This is a genomic window from Cupriavidus sp. 10L43_2 (genome assembly GCF_056395265.1).
On the sequence record NZ_JBFTJE010000006.1, the window covers coordinates 63570 to 78247 of the forward strand.

The 14678-nt window shown below is 65.2% G+C and carries 12 protein-coding genes; 3 read left to right on the forward strand and 9 right to left on the reverse strand.

What is annotated here, in order from left to right; all coding sequences use genetic code 11:
* Nucleotides 1–187: 187 nt before the first annotated feature.
* Nucleotides 188–1603, reverse strand: coding sequence for a 3-hydroxylaminophenol mutase (locus AC1DEL_RS10790; protein ID WP_092289640.1), 1416 nt, complete (start codon nt 1601–1603; stop codon nt 188–190).
* Nucleotides 1604–2115: 512 nt separating this feature from the next.
* Between AC1DEL_RS10790 and AC1DEL_RS10795 the strand changes: the two genes are divergently transcribed.
* Complete coding sequence (locus AC1DEL_RS10795) at nt 2116–2580, forward strand: rhodanese-like domain-containing protein (protein WP_092289641.1); 465 nt, start codon at nt 2116–2118, stop codon at nt 2578–2580.
* A 13-nt stretch (nt 2581–2593) separates the two neighbouring features.
* Here AC1DEL_RS10795 and AC1DEL_RS10800 read toward each other — a convergent pair whose 3' ends face one another.
* The 7 genes from AC1DEL_RS10800 to hrpA form a co-directional block, all read right to left on the reverse strand.
* Nucleotides 2594–2800 (reverse strand): hypothetical protein, encoded by a 207-nt coding sequence (locus tag AC1DEL_RS10800; RefSeq protein ID WP_477125735.1) that lies wholly within the window; start codon nt 2798–2800, stop codon nt 2594–2596.
* Nucleotides 2801–3233: 433 nt separating this feature from the next.
* The gene (locus AC1DEL_RS10805) at nt 3234–4034 is read right to left on the reverse strand and encodes a competence/damage-inducible protein A (protein ID WP_092289645.1); all 801 of its coding nucleotides are present in this window, start codon (nt 4032–4034) and stop codon (nt 3234–3236) included.
* A gap of 12 nt (nt 4035–4046) precedes the next feature.
* Nucleotides 4047–4922 (reverse strand): EI24 domain-containing protein, encoded by an 876-nt coding sequence (locus AC1DEL_RS10810; RefSeq protein ID WP_092289647.1) that lies wholly within the window; start codon nt 4920–4922, stop codon nt 4047–4049.
* 73 nt (nt 4923–4995) lie between these two features.
* The gene (locus tag AC1DEL_RS10815) at nt 4996–5988 is read right to left on the reverse strand and encodes a sterol desaturase family protein (protein ID WP_092289649.1); all 993 of its coding nucleotides are present in this window, start codon (nt 5986–5988) and stop codon (nt 4996–4998) included.
* Nucleotides 5988–6803 carry a polysaccharide deacetylase family protein gene (locus AC1DEL_RS10820; RefSeq protein ID WP_477125736.1) on the reverse strand — a complete coding sequence of 272 codons (816 nt, stop codon included), beginning with the start codon at nt 6801–6803 and terminating at the stop codon, nt 5988–5990. Before AC1DEL_RS10820 ends, AC1DEL_RS10815 begins: the two co-directional genes overlap by 1 nt.
* A gap of 13 nt (nt 6804–6816) precedes the next feature.
* Nucleotides 6817–7803, reverse strand: a complete 987-nt coding sequence (locus AC1DEL_RS10825) for a YVTN family beta-propeller repeat protein (RefSeq protein ID WP_092289653.1) — start codon at nt 7801–7803, stop codon at nt 6817–6819.
* A 127-nt stretch (nt 7804–7930) separates the two neighbouring features.
* Entirely contained in the window at nt 7931–11935 is a 4005-nt protein-coding gene (hrpA, locus tag AC1DEL_RS10830) for an ATP-dependent RNA helicase HrpA (protein ID WP_477125737.1), read from the reverse strand.
* A 23-nt stretch (nt 11936–11958) separates the two neighbouring features.
* Here hrpA and argA point away from each other — a divergent pair, with 23 nt between their 5' ends.
* Both argA and AC1DEL_RS10840 read left to right on the forward strand, forming a co-directional pair.
* Nucleotides 11959–13428, forward strand: coding sequence for an amino-acid N-acetyltransferase (gene argA, locus AC1DEL_RS10835; RefSeq protein ID WP_092289657.1), 1470 nt, complete (start codon nt 11959–11961; stop codon nt 13426–13428).
* Between the two features lie 127 nt (nt 13429–13555).
* On the forward strand, nt 13556–13828 hold the full coding sequence (locus tag AC1DEL_RS10840) for an oxidative damage protection protein (RefSeq protein WP_092289659.1): 273 nt from the start codon (nt 13556–13558) through the stop codon (nt 13826–13828).
* A gap of 90 nt (nt 13829–13918) precedes the next feature.
* On the opposite strand, the gene rpiA is transcribed toward AC1DEL_RS10840, so the two are convergent.
* Complete coding sequence (rpiA, locus tag AC1DEL_RS10845) at nt 13919–14605, reverse strand: ribose-5-phosphate isomerase RpiA (protein ID WP_092289661.1); 687 nt, start codon at nt 14603–14605, stop codon at nt 13919–13921.
* Nucleotides 14606–14678: the final 73 nt, after the last annotated feature.

The following is a 14678-nucleotide window of genomic DNA, read 5'->3' on the forward strand; positions in this document are numbered from 1 at the left end:
GTGCGACAGTCCGCCTTGGCGGCTGCGCGTGACCTTATTTGACATCGCGTTCATGAACATCGGCATGAAGGTTAGGGAAGGAGCCCCATTCTAGYGATCAACCCGCTCGCAAAACAAAAAGGGACAGCCGAAGCCGCCCCTTCCTGGTGCAACTGTTGCCCGGTGACAACCTGGCAACSGGACGCGATTACAGCGAGTAGTACATCTCGAACTCGATCGGGTGCGTCGTCATGCGGAAACGCGTGACTTCTTCCATCTTCAGTTCGATGTAGGCATCGAGCATGGAGTTGGAGAACACACCGCCGCGGGTCAGGAACTCACGGTCGTTGTCGAGATATTCCAGGGCCTGGTCGAGGCTCGAGCAGACGGTCGGGATCTTTGCATCCTCTTCCGGCGGCAGGTCGTACAGGTTCTTGTCGGCAGCTTCGCCCGGGTGGATCTTGTTCATCACGCCGTCCAGGCCGGCCATCAGCAGCGCCGAGAAGCCCAGGTACGGGTTCATCAGCGGATCCGGGAAGCGCGTTTCGATGCGGCGGCCCTTCGGGTTCGCCACGTACGGAATGCGGATCGAGGCCGAACGGTTGCGGGCCGAGTAGGCCAGCTTCACCGGGGCTTCGAAGCCCGGCACCAGACGCTTGTACGAGTTCGTGCCCGGGTTGGTCAGCGCGTTCAGGGCACGGGCGTGCTTGATGATGCCGCCAATGTAGTACAGCGCGAATTCCGACAGGCCGGCGTAGCCGTTGCCTGCGAACAGGTTCTGACCGTCCTTCCACACGGACTGGTGCACGTGCATGCCCGAGCCGTTGTCGCCAACCACCGGCTTCGGCATGAACGTCGCCGTCTTGCCGTAGGTGTGCGCCACGTTCTGGATCACGTACTTCTGGAGCTGGGTCCAGTCGGCGCGTTGCACCAGCGTGCTGAAACGCGTGCCGATTTCGTTCTGGCCCTGGCCAGCCACTTCGTGGTGATGGACTTCAACGGGAATGCCGAGCGATTCGAGGATCAGGCACATTTCCGAACGGATGTCCTGGAACGTGTCGATCGGGGCAACCGGGAAGTAGCCGCCCTTCTTGCCCGGACGGTGACCGCTGTTGCCGTGCTCGAATTCCTTGCCCGACGACCACGGGGCTTCCTCGGAGTGAATCTTCACCGAGCAACCCTGCATGTCGACGTTCCAGGTCACGCCGTCGAAAATGAAGAATTCGGGTTCCGGACCGAAGAAGGCGGTGTCGCCCAGGCCGGTGCTCTTCAGGTAGGCTTCGGCACGCTTGGCGATGGAACGCGGGTCGCGGTCGTAACCTTTGCCGTCCGACGGCTCGATCACGTCGCAGGTCAGCACCAGCGTCGGCTCTTCGTAGAACGGGTCGATGTGGGCCGTGTTCGAATCCGGCATCAGCAGCATGTCCGAAGCTTCGATACCCTTCCAGCCGGCGATCGAGGAACCGTCGAAGGCGTGGCCGCTCTCGAACTTGTCGTCGTCGAAGTGCGACACGGGCACAGACACGTGTTGCTCCTTGCCTTTGGTATCCGTGAAACGGAAATCGACGAATTTGACGTCGTTTTCCTTCACGAGCTTCATCACATCTGCAACGCTGTGGGCCATGCCTATCTCCTGGAAATTCGGGCTGAGTCTGGGAAAGCCATTGTTGGGTTCGGCCCCGGAAAACCCTCGCGGGAACCGCCCCAAAAGGGACGAGGAATGTTAGCAGAAAGCATGCCAACCGACGCCCTCATTTGCCCTCGCCATCCCGAAAAATGTGCAGTGATCGGTCACGCCGCACCGTGGCGGGGGCCGCGGATTGCATACAACCCAAGCTGAACATGCCGACGCGGCGAACGATCCACTTGCGCACCGCTCCGCGGCGACTTCATCAAACACCATCTCGGTGCGCGATTCAAGGAAAAGCACTATTTTAGTGCCTATGCACCAGAATACGCACCGAAGATGGGCATGCGCCGCGCAGGCGGATTTTCGGGGGATGGCCGTGGCTGCACGCTAGAATAGCGCCGAACGCGGCGACATCCCAGCGCCGTGCCCGATCCCGGGTCACGCTGTTGCCCCGGCACAGCGAACCCCGCTTTACTCCGCTTCTCTTATTGACTCCGTCACAGAAGATGACCACCCGAGACGACCTCCTCCAGGCCGCGCACGCGCGCCAGCAACAGAACCAGCTTGCGTACTTCGGCGCGCTGGACCCACAGCAAGCCTATGACCTGCTGCAGGCCGACCCGAAGGCCGTGCTCGTGGACGTGCGCACGCAGGCAGAACTGGATTGGGTAGGTGGCGTGAACCTGCCGGACGAGCAATTCGCCCATGTGGAATGGAACAGCTATCCCGGCGGCAAGCAGAACCCGAATTTCGTCGAGGAACTCAAGGCCCGCGTGCCGACCGATGCGCCGGTGCTGTTCCTGTGCCGTAGCGCTGCGCGCTCGAAGCACGCGGCCCGTCTGGCCACTGAGGCCGGCTACACCTGTGCCATGGATGTGCTGGAAGGCTTCGAAGGCCCCCGCGACGAGGAATACCACCGCAAGACCGTGGAAGGCTGGTGCAAGCGCAACCTGCCGTGGCACGGGGCGTAAGGGGAGCCATCAGCTAACGCCCGTCCATGGCGTGTGGGAGCGGGGTTGCCCGCTCCGCGCGCAGGTCGGCCAGCGCCTGTAGGCAGTAGTGCCCGAACCAGGGCACGGCAAAGATCAGAATCGCCATGTACGCCCACATGACGAACAACATGACCACCGGCAGCAGGATGCAGACTGCCACCTTCAGCCCGCTCCAGTCCCACATAGCTGCGCGCCACATGCGCCGCCACGGCGTCTTCGAAGAAGGCGCTCAGATACACCATCATCGAGATGATGATCAGCGGGAACACCGACACCCCGACAACAGCGACGCCCACGAATGGCCGCAAGAATGTCAGACGCATCCATGCCAGCCCGATATCGAGCCAGAGACCCAGTTGGGAATTCGTGATGAAAGCATTGACGGCCTGAACGATCGGCTCCCGCCACCACCAGAACACGGCGGCCCAGAACAGCGGTATCAGGATCAGCGGCACAAGGGCATGCAACACCATGCGCGGATGCAGCATGCATAGCATCGCGCGGCCGAACGCTCGCAGGACATCGTTCATGCGTGAGGGGCTGCGGGGCAGCCAGGCTGTCGAAAGCCGCACACGCTATCACGGGTCGGGCTGACCGCGATCCGACCCAGATCAAAGTCTGGGCGGGGCCTCTTACTGCTCGACGATCTCGTACCCCATGGCGCGGACGCCTTCGAGCAGCATCGCATAGGCTGGCAGGACCTGTTCCGCCGGTCCCTTCACCCCAAGATCGATATGGCGCCGCGCGAAGCGGTCGCCCCGGCTCACGTCGCCCACGGATGGCAGGCTGAATACGCGGATGCCGGCGAATGCGGCCTCCACCTGCTCCATCAGCGGTGTCAGGGTCGACTCGGGCGCCTCGAACACATAGAAGGCGCGCGACTGCGCTACCTCCAGGTGGAACAGGTGGGTGTAATAGTGGTCGAGCACCCATTCCATCATCGGCCACGCCATGACGGGGAAGCCTGGCATGAAATGGTGGTCGGCCACCGAGAAGCCCGGAATGCGGTTGTAACTGTTGGGGATGATGCGCGCCCCGACCGGAAACTCGCCCATCTTGAAGCGATGCTGGTTATCAGGCAGGTTCAGGTCAGCCTTGACCGGGTCGCCATTGGCGGTCTCGGCGATGCGTAGCGCAATCTGCTCGCGCGCCTCGGGGTGCAGCGCCAGCTCCACGCCCAGCGCGGCGGCCGCGCACTGACGCGTGTGGTCGTCCGGCGTGGCGCCGATGCCGCCCGTGCAAAAGACCACGTCCGGCCCGGCCAGCGTGCGGCGCAGCGTGGCGGTGATGCGCTCGCGCTCGTCGCCCACGTACTCGGCCCAGTCCAGCGCCAGGCCGCGTGCGCCCAGCAGTTCGATGGTCCGGCGCATGTGCTTGTCCTCGCGCCGCCCGGACAGGATCTCATCGCCGATGACAATCAAACCGAAACCCATGGTGTTCCTCGCTCAGGATTGTTCAATGCGGCGCACGTCGCCCGGCGCCAGGTCGATCACGTCGGTGGCGGGCGGCGGCGGGGGTGCCGCGGCGTCGCGCTCGGCGCGCAATTCAGCCAATGCCCGGAGGCAGAAATGGCCGAACCAGAGCGCCGAGAAGATAAAGATCAGCACGTACAGCCACAGCGTGCCGGCCAGCACCACCGGAAACAGGAAGATGATGACAGCCGACCAGACCCACAGCAAGGTCGGCGCGGAGCCAAGCAGGCCCACGGCCACGCCGATCATCAGCAGCGAGGTGCGATGGCGCTTCATCAGCGTCTTGCGCTCCTCGGCCGTGGCGTGTTCGGCCAGGGCGTCGTAGGTCATCACGCGGTAGGTGAGCCAGCCCCACAGCACGGGCGGAATCAGCGCGAAGAACGGCGGAATCAGCCATAGCGGCATCGTCACGAGCACCAGCAACAGGAACACCACGGTGTTGCTGAGCGCCTGGAACACGCTGCCGGCGACGCTGCCGCCGCGCGCCTTGACCAGCCCCGGATAGCTGCGGTCCAGGTGCTTCACCACGGCCGGCACCGAGAACAGGCTGATGAAGATCAGCATCGACGCGATCACCAGCGGCACAGCCAGCGTCAGCACGAACAGCGGCGCCACCACGGTGCGCAGCGACTGCAGACCGAGCCAGTCCAGCGCGGAGTAGATCCAGCTCGTGAAAACGGAGCCCTCGAGGATGGCGCGAGCGCCGCCCATGATCGGGTCCCAGCCCCACCAGATCAGGCCGCCCCATAGCACGGTGGCGAGGACGAATGGCACCAGCGTCAGCATCAGCATGCGCGGATGCAACTGGCTGATCAGGGCACGGCCAAACGAGCGAAAGATATCGTTCATGCAGGAAAGCGGTCGGGAAAACCTTCAGAGCCTAGCACAGGCCGAAAAGATCCCACGCCGACGACATTCCCGGTCAGCGGAGCCGTAGCAGCCGCTTCAGGCCCAGCCACTGCTGGGACAGGAATCCCGCGCCGTAGTCGCGGCCGTGGCCGGTGGGCGGCGGAAGCTGGTCCCGGATGCCCGTCGGATGGTAGGCCTCGACGAACCGGGCGGTGCGGAACAACATGTCCCACCACGGAAAGATCACGCCGTAGTTGCAGCCGCCAAGCCGCACCGGCTTGCCCGCCGCCTGCTGCTCGTGGCCGAGCCCCACCGCGTGGTGCGTGCGATGGAAGCGCGGCGAAACCAGCAGTCGCTCCCCGAGCCAGCCGAAATGCAGTCGCAGGTTGGCGTGCTGGAGGCTTTGCAGCAGTTGCGAAAGCGCCACCAGCAGCACGTACTGCGACGGCTCCACGCCAACCGCCAGCGCCACGGTCGCAAAAACTGCGTCACGTAGCATATCGTCCAGAAGATGGTTGCGATTGTCGCTCCAGAGCGTCATTTGGCGCTGGCTGTGGTGCGTGGCGTGCAGGCTCCACCACCAGCGATAGGTATGCGAAAACCGGTGATACCAATAGTCGAGCAGATCGAACAGCAGCAGGTAGACGAAGAAGCTGACCAGCGGGATCGACGTCACGCCGGGCCACCAGTCCTCCACGTTGATCCGCTGCCAGCCCAGCAGGCGCAGATGGCCTTCGAGGCCATCCATCAGCGGCGCCAGCACGAAGAACATCGCGAGCCGGAACAGGCCCAGGCGATGGATCATCGTATAGAGCATGTCCGTGCGCACGGCGGCGCGGTCCGTCACCGGCTCCACGGGTCGCAATTTCTCCAACGGGCCGAGGATCAGCACCATCACTGCGATCTGCACCACACCCACTAGCAACCATTCGGTGCCTGTGAAGGCGTCCTCGGCATAGCCGCCGAAGCCGAGGTGGTAGACCACCGGCAGCACCACGCCCTGGAATACCGTGGCTTCCACCTGGCCTACCCAGAGGCTGATCCAGTTCGTGAACGCGTCCCACATTACCGCCGGCCCTCCGCCCCGTGCTGCTGGAACCAATCCTTGTAGCGGGGATGCTCGCGCAGCGTGGCGAAGCAGAAGCCCTTCTGTTCGAGGCCGGTCAGCAGCGGTTCGAGCACGCCCGGTGCCCAGGGGTCCTTGCGCGACCAGATGCCGAGGTGCGCCATCGTAATATCGCCATCCCGGAGGTCGCGCAGCGCGCGGTCCAGCAAAGCCCGGTTCGGAAATTTCTCGGAAGACAGTTCGTCGCCGAGGAAGCCGGCCGGCGCCCAGCCCACGTGCTTGAAGCCGCATTGCTCGGCCCAGGCCAGCGTCTGCGGGGCGGTGCGGCCGCCCGGCGCGCGCCAGATCGGCGCCATCGGCTGGCCAGTCATCGACTGGAATGCCTGGGCGCTGCGGCGCAGTTCCGTGCAGAAGGCGTCGGCAGTCATCGCGACGTCCTTGCCGCCCTGCGCGCCAAACTGCGGACGCATCGTCACCTTGTCCCCGTGCACCCCGCGCAGGTAGACGTGATCGAACGTATGGGAACCGAACACGTGCCCATCGGCGGCCAACGCTTTCCAGTAAGGGGCCCAGGTCGGGTCCAGCGAGTTGTCATGATTGACGGTCGGCTCGCTGGCCAGGAAGAACGTGGCGCGGATATGATGCCGGCGCAGCGTGCGGGCGATCAGTTCCGCCTGGCTCATGCTGCCGGTGTCGAAGGTCAGGTACAGCGTACCGGCACGGCAACTGGCGGCGGCGTCCGCCGCCGAGGCAGCACCGGCCAGCGCCAGCATCGCGGCCAGCATGGCAAGAATACGAATCAGCAGCCGAGCCATGTCGAACCCTGCCTCAGTAGAGCGGCGCCCGCGTGCGGAAGTAGATACCGTGTGGCGACTTGCCCACCCGGATGGTCTTGACCAGCTTGCGGCTCGCCACGTCGATCAGCCCCACCGAACGCGCCCAGCGGAACGTCACCCAGAGTGTCTTGCCATCGGCGGTCAACTCCATGTCGTCAGGCCCCGGCAGCAGGCCGGTGATATCGCCAACTTTGGACAGCGTCTGCTGGTCAATGATGCTGATGGACCCCGAGACGCGGTTGGTCAGGAACAGATGACGCTTGTCGCCCACCGCGCGGAAATTGTGCGCGCCCTTGCCGGTCTGGATCTGCTTGACCACGGTGCGCGTGCGCCAGTCGATCACGGCCACATAGTCGGCGCCGGTCATGCCCACCAGCAGGTATTTCTGGTCCGGCGTCACCCAGATCCCGGCCGGCGCCGAGCCGGCGTCCATGGTCCAGAGCACGGTCAGCGAATTGAGGTCGATCGCGGCGATCTGATCGCTGTCCTGCAGGGTGATGAAGGCGATCTTGCTGTCCGCCGTGAACGCGATATGGCTGGGCGTCTTGGGCAGCGGGAATTGCTTGGCGATCTTGAGCTGGTGGCCGTCCCAGCGGTAGACGTCCACGCGGTCGAGCCGGTTGCCCGTCGTCACGAACCATTTCTGGTCCGGCGAGAAGCCGATCTGGTACGGATCGTCGATGTTCGGTACGCGCTGCTGCACCTTGCCGGTCACCGGATCCAGGAACACCAGGTCGTTGCCGACCGCGTTGGCCACGATCAGCGACTTGTCGTCAGGCGTGGCAATCAGGTGGTGCGGTTCCTTGCCGACGGGGAAGGTTTCCAGCACCTTCTGCGTGTCCTTGTCGATCAGGGTGACGGTTGCATCACCCGAATTAAGGATCGTCACAACCTCCGCTTGCGCGGGGGCGGACACCACTGCCAATGCCAGCGCGCCGACCGACACCACGCTAGACACAACACGACGCAACGAGAGCATAAGACCGTCAACCATGAGGAATCGGGCATTCTAACGTTTGAGCCGGGGGTTACGCTGACCGTTTGCGCGAATTTATCTTTCGCCGGGCATTCCGACACAAATCGTGGTTTTCCACACGAACTCCGCGTCAGCGCTGCATGGACTCCCACACCTTCTGCAACCGCTTGACCGACATCGGCACCGGCGTGCGCAGCTCCTGCGCGAACAGCGCGATGCGCAGCTCCTCAAGCATCCATCGGAATTCGTCCAATCGGGCATCTTCGGCCCCCCTGCCCTGCGTGCGGAGCTGTTTCTCGGCGCGCTGCCACTGTTGCACCAGCGGTGTCATCTCCTGGGTGCGCTGGCTGTCGCGGCCGGGGTCGCCCTTGAGCTTGTCCACGCGCATCGCCATCCCCTTGAGATAGCGCGGGAAGTGCACGAGCTGCGTGTATGGCGTATCGATCACGAACGACTTTGTCATCAGCCGCGCCAGTTGCGCCTCCATGTCCTGGTGGGCGGAGCCGAACGGCTTGGCCTGGAGCAGCTTGCGCGGAAGTCCCGCGTACTCGGCCAGGATCGCGCCCACCAGCCGCGCCATCTCCTGCGCCAGCAGCGACAGCCGCGCGCGCCCCTCGTCCTTGCGGGCGTTGAACTCGGCCTCGTTGCGCGGCAGCGGCGGCTGCATGCAGGCGCGCTCCAGCGTGACCATCACGATCTGGTTGCGCAGTTCCTCCTGCGTGCCCAGGGTCATGTACTGCATCGCCATTTGCTGAAGATTCGGGATGTTCTTCTCGATGAACTTCACCGGCTCGCGGAGCTGGATCGCGAACAGTCGGCGCAGCCCCGTATGGTGGATGCGTGCCGCCTCCTGCGGGTCGTCAAAGACCTCCACCTCGCAATGGTCGCCATGATCCACAAGGGCCGGATAGCCGAACAGGGTCTGGTTGCCCTTGCGGATTTCCAGCAGTTCGGGCAGTTCGCCGAACGACCAGGACGTCAGGTTTTCGTACTGGCCGGCCTCGGCCGCGGGCACGTCGCGGGCGGCAATGTTCTGGAACGACTGCTGCGCCTGTCCGCCGAACTCGGCTCGCAATTGCGCCAGATTCCGCCCCATTTCGAGCTGTCGGCCATGTTCGTCGATGACCTTGAAGTTCATCGCATGGTGGGCCGGCAGGGTCTCCTGCTTGAAGTCTGCGCGGCGCACCATCGTGCCGGTCTGCTCGCGGATGTCGGCAATCAGCACGTCGATCAACTCGCCCTCGCCGAACGGCTGGCGGTCGACAAACCCGCCCGCGTACTCGGGCAGCGGCACGCAGTGGCGGCGCAGCTTCTGCGGCAAGGACTTCAGCAGCAGGTGCACCTTCTCCTTGATCATGCCGGGCACCAGCCATTCGGTGCGCTCGGGCCGCACCTGGTTCAGCGCGTACAGCGGCACGGTCAGCGTCACGCCGTCGCGGTGGCTGCCGGGCTCGAAGTGGTACGACAACCCCATGTCCACGCCGGCAATCGGCAGCAGCTTCGGGAACAGGTCGGTCGTGATGCCGGCCGCTTCGTGCCGCATCAGTTCGTCGCGGTTCAGGTACAGCAGCTTGCGATCCTTCGCGCTCTCCGCCTGGTACCACGTCTCGAAGCTGGTCTGGTTATGGGTGTCCGCCGGGATCGCCCGGTCATAGAAGGCGTAGATCAGCTCGTCGTCCACCAGCACGTCCTGCCGGCGCGACTTGTGCTCCAGATTCTCAATTTCGCGCCGCAGCCGCTGGTTGTGGGCGTAAAACGGCAATTTCGTGTCGAATTCGCCCTCCACCAGCGCGCGGCGGATGAACAGCTCGCGCGCCTCGGCCGGGTTCATCGGCCCGTAGTGCACGCGCCGATGCTGGTAGATGGGCAGGCCGTACAGCGTGCCGCGCTCCATCGCCAGCACCTGGCCGGCCTTCTTTTCCCAGTGCGGGTCGCTCCAGCTCACCTTCAGCAGATGGCTGCCCACCTGCTCGATCCATTCCGGCTCGATCCGCGCCAGCGTGCGTGCGAACAGCCGGCTCGTCTCGACCAGTTCAGCGGCGATGATCCAGCGGCCCACCTTGCGCGCGATCAGCGAGCCCGGCCACAGGTGGAACTTGATGCCGCGCGCGCCCAGGTACTCGCGCCCGCGCCCGTCGGCCTCGTCCAGCTTCAGGCCGACGTTCCCGAGCAGCCCGGTCAGCAGCGCCTTGTGGACTTGCTCGAACGTCGGTTCCGTCTCATTCAGGCGCCAGCCCTGCTCGGTCACCGTGGTCAGCAGTTGCGAGTGCACATCCCGCCACTCTCGCAGCCGCACGTGCGACAGGAAGTTGGCCCGGCACTGGTCCTGCAGTTGCCGGTTGGTCTTCTTGTGGGCCACTGCCTCCTCGAACCACTTCCACAGCTTGACCCACCCCAGGAACTCGGACTTTTCGTCCATGAACTTGCGATGGGCCTGGTCGGCGGCTTCCTGCGCCTCCTGCGGACGGTCGCGCGGATCCTGCACGGACAGCGCGCTGGCGATGATCAGCACCTCGCGCAGGCACTGCTGCTCGCGCGCGGCCAGGATCATGCGCGCCACGCGCGGGTCCAGCGGCAGCTTGGCCAGTTGACGGCCAGTGCCAGTAAGCTGGTTGGCCTCGTCCACGGCGCCCAGTTCCTGCAGGAGCTGGTAGCCATCGGCAACCGCCCGGCCCAGCGGCGGCTCGATGAACGGGAACGACTCGATGTCGGTCAGCCGCAGCGCCTTCATGCGCAGAATCACCGCCGCCAGCGACGAACGCAGGATTTCCGGGTCGGTGAAGCGCGTACGGGCGATGAAATCGGATTCCTCGTATAGACGGATGCAAACGCCATCGGCTACCCGGCCGCACCGGCCCGCGCGCTGGTTGGCGGCGGCCTGCGAAATCGCCTCGATCTGCAACTGCTCCACCTTGTTGCGGTACGAGTAGCGCTTGACGCGCGCAAGCCCCGTATCCACCACATAGCGGATGCCCGGCACGGTCAGCGAGGTCTCGGCCACGTTGGTCGCCAGCACGATCCGCCGCGCGTTCGATGGCTTGAACACGCGCTCCTGCTCCTGCACCGAGAGCCGCGCGAACAGCGGCAGGATCTCGGTATGCGGAGGATGGTGCTTGCGCAGCGCCTCGGCGGCCTCGCGGATCTCGCGCTCGCCTGGCAGAAAGACGAGAACGTCGCCGGGGCCGAGCCGGCACAGTTCGTCCACGGCCTCGACAATGCCGTCGTACAGGTCGCGCTCGCGGGCCTGGGCGGATTTCGGCGCGGCGTCGGGCGGCGCATCGGACTGGATCGGCCGATATCGCACTTCCACGGGATACAGCCGCCCGCTGACCTCGATCACCGGTGCCGGCTTGCCGTTACGGGCGAAGTGCTCGGCGAACCGCTGGGCGTCGATCGTCGCGGACGTGATGATGACCTTCAGGTCCGGCCGCTTGGGCAGGATCTGGCGCAGGTAGCCGATCAGGAAGTCGATGTTGAGGCTACGCTCGTGCGCCTCATCGATGATGATCGTGTCGTAGGCACGCAGCAACGGGTCGTTCTGCGTCTCGGCCAGCAGGATGCCGTCCGTCATTAGCTTGACAGAGGCGCCGGCGGACATCGTGTCGTTGAACCGCACCTGATACCCGACGTTCTGGCCCAGCGGCGTGCCCAGTTCCTGGGCGATGCGCTTGGCCGTGGACGTGGCGGCGATCCGCCTGGGCTGGGTGTGGCCGATCAGGCCGCCGCCTTCCTTGCCTTCCCGCGCTGGGCCACGGCCGATCGACAGCGCGATCTTGGGCAGYTGGGTGGTCTTGCCGGAGCCGGTCTCGCCGGACACGATCACCACCTGGTTGGCCTGCAGCGCGGCGGCGATCTCGTCCCGGCGCGCGGAAACCGGCAGCGCTTCGGGAAAGGTGATCTCGGGCAGCGGATTAGCCATGCGGACCGGGCGCACGGGGCGCGGCTCGCGCGGCTCTCGAGGGGTCTGGGCGTCGCGCGGCGGGCGCGGCGCGCGCTCCGGCCGCGGCTCGCGCCGCTGTTCGGAAGACTCCTGGGGCCGCTGCTCGGGAGGCTGGCCCGCCGGGCGCGCCTCACGTGATGGACGGGGCGGGCGTGGCGGCCGGGAAACAGGTTTGACGGGGCGTTGTGCTGACATTGGCCGGGATTATAATCCGCGGCATGAACGCCAGAACCTCCAATGCGCAGGCGCCTGCTCCGGCCCCTGTCGCCCCCGACGAAGACGCCCCCGCTGCCCTGAGCGCAGCCCCCCTCCCCGTCGCCGAACCCGCCACGCCGATCCCGTCCGCCACGGCCGCCGCCGAGTTGGCCGAGGCCAGCGGGCCGGACCACCAGCAGTTCGTGGATTGGCTGCGCGCCGTCGCGCCTTATATCCACGCCTTCCGCGGCAAGACCTTCGTGATCGCCTTCAGCGGCGAGCTGGTCAAGGCCGGCGTGCTCAACGCGCTCGTCAACGACGTGGCCCTGCTGCACGCCATGGGCATGCAGATCGTGCTGGTCTTCGGCTCCCGCCCACAGGTGGAGGAGCAGTTGGCATTGCGCCATGTGGAATCCCAGTACGCGGACGGCGTGCGCATTACCGACAACGCCGCGCTCGAATGCGCCAAGGAGGCGGCCGGCGAGCTGCGCCTGGACATCGAGGCCGCCTTCAGCCAAGGCTTGCCGAACACGCCGATGGCTGGCGCGCAGCTGTCGGTGGTCTCCGGCAACTTCATCACCGCGCGGCCGGTGGGCATCGTCAACGGGGTCGATTACCAGCACACCGGGCTGGTGCGCAAGATCGACAACGACTCGATGCACATGTCGCTCTCGCACGGCAAGGTGGTGCTGCTGTCGCCGCTGGGCTTTTCGCCCACCGGGCAGGCGTTCAACCTGTCGATGGAAGACGTGGCCAGCGCCACCGCCAGCGCGCTGAAGGCCGACAAGCTGATCTACATCACCGAAGTGCCCGGCGTGCCGGACCCGGTGGGCAAGCTGATGAAGGAAATGTCGCTGCGCACGGCCGTGGAGCGGTTGCAGAACAACCACCTGCCGCCGGACGTGGCCTATTACCTGGAACATCTGGTCAAGGCGCTCAAGGGCGGCGTGCCCCGCGCGCACTTGATCCCCTATTCGCTCGACGGCTCGGTGCTGCTGGAGCTCTTCCTGCACGATGGCGTAGGCACCATGGTGTCCGACACCGACCTGGAAAGCCTGCGGGAAGCCACGCTGGATGACGTGGGCGGCATCCTGCAACTGATTGCACCGCTCGAGGCCGATGGCACGCTCGTGCCACGTGGACGTCACCTGATCGAGCGGGATATCGGCAATTTCTCGGTGATCGAGCACGATGGCGTGCTGTTCGGCTGCGCCGCGCTCTACGAATTCCCGCGCGAGAACATGGGCGAGATGGCCTGCCTGACGGTCTCGTCCGAGGCCCAGGGCACTGGCGACGGCGAGCGGCTGCTCAAGCGCATCGAGCGCCGCGCCCGCGCGCTGGGGCTGGACCGGCTGTTCGTGCTCACCACGCGCACCGAGCACTGGTTCCTGAAGCGCGGCTTCGTCCACGCCACCGTGGACGACCTGCCGGAAGACAAGCGCAAGCTCTATAACTGGCAGCGCAAATCGATGGTGCTCATGAAGAAACTGTAACGCCGGCAGGGCCAAGCCCAGCCTTGGCCGGGCTTGGCTACAATAGCGGCCACGCAGCCGCCCAGAACCGGCATCACGAATCGGCGTCCCCTCGCACCACAAAAGCGCCACGAACAAGGAGTTTCACATGGCCCGCACGGTCCATTGCATCAAGCTGAACAAGGAAGCCGAAGGCCTCGACTTCCCGCCGCTGCCGGGCGAACTCGGCAAGAAGATCTGGCAAAGCGTGTCGAAGGAAGCCTGGGCCGGCTGGCTCAAGCATCAGACCATGCTGATCAATGAGAATCGTCTGAACATGGCCGACACCCGCGCGCGCCAGTACCTGCTCAAGCAAACCGAGAAGTACTTCTTCGGCGAAGGCGCCGATGCGGCCGCCGGCTACGTGCCGCCGGCGAACTGATTCGCCAGTCTGGAAAAACGAAAAGGGGTGCTTTATCAAGCACCCCTTTTTCATGGGCGGCCGGTTAGGCCGCTCGGGCCACGCTTCCGGTCAATAATCGGTGCGCTGCACACCCTGCTCCGTGCCCAGCAGCAGCACGTCCGCGCCACGCAGCGCGAACAGCCCCACCGTCACCACACCCGGGATCTGATTGATCTGCTGTTCGATGTCCTTCGGCTGGGTGATGCGCAGCGCCGAGACGTCGAGGATCACGTTGCCGTTGTCGGTCTTGTAGATGCCGCCTTCCTTGGTCATGCGCAGGCGCGGCTGGCCACCGAGCGCGGCCAGCTTGCGCGCCACGGCTGCACGTGCCATTGGGATCACCTCCACCGGCAGCGGGAACGCGCCGAGCGTGTCCACGAGCTTGCTGCCATCGGCGATGCAGACGAAGCGGCCGGCCACGGCGGCCACGATCTTCTCGCGCGTCAGCGCGCCGCCGCCGCCCTTGATCATCGCGCCCGAGGCGTCGATCTCGTCGGCGCCGTCCACGTAGACGGGAATCTCGTCCACTTCGTTCAGGTCCAGCACCTGGATGCCATGCTGCTGCAGGCGTCGCGTGGAAGCCTCCGAGCTGGACACCGCGCCCGAGAAGCGCTCCTTGAACGCCGCGATGGCGTCGATGAAGAGGTTGGCGGTGGAGCCGGTGCCGACGCCGAGTACGGCGCCCTGGGGCACTTCCTGCTTCACGTAGTCGGCGGCGGCTTGCGCCACCAGCGCCTTGAGTTCATCCTGCGTCATGTGAAAACAGCCTGATTGCTTGGGGGGAAACGCGTAGTGTAGCGGATCGGCGTGTGACGGCGTTGTTTCCAAC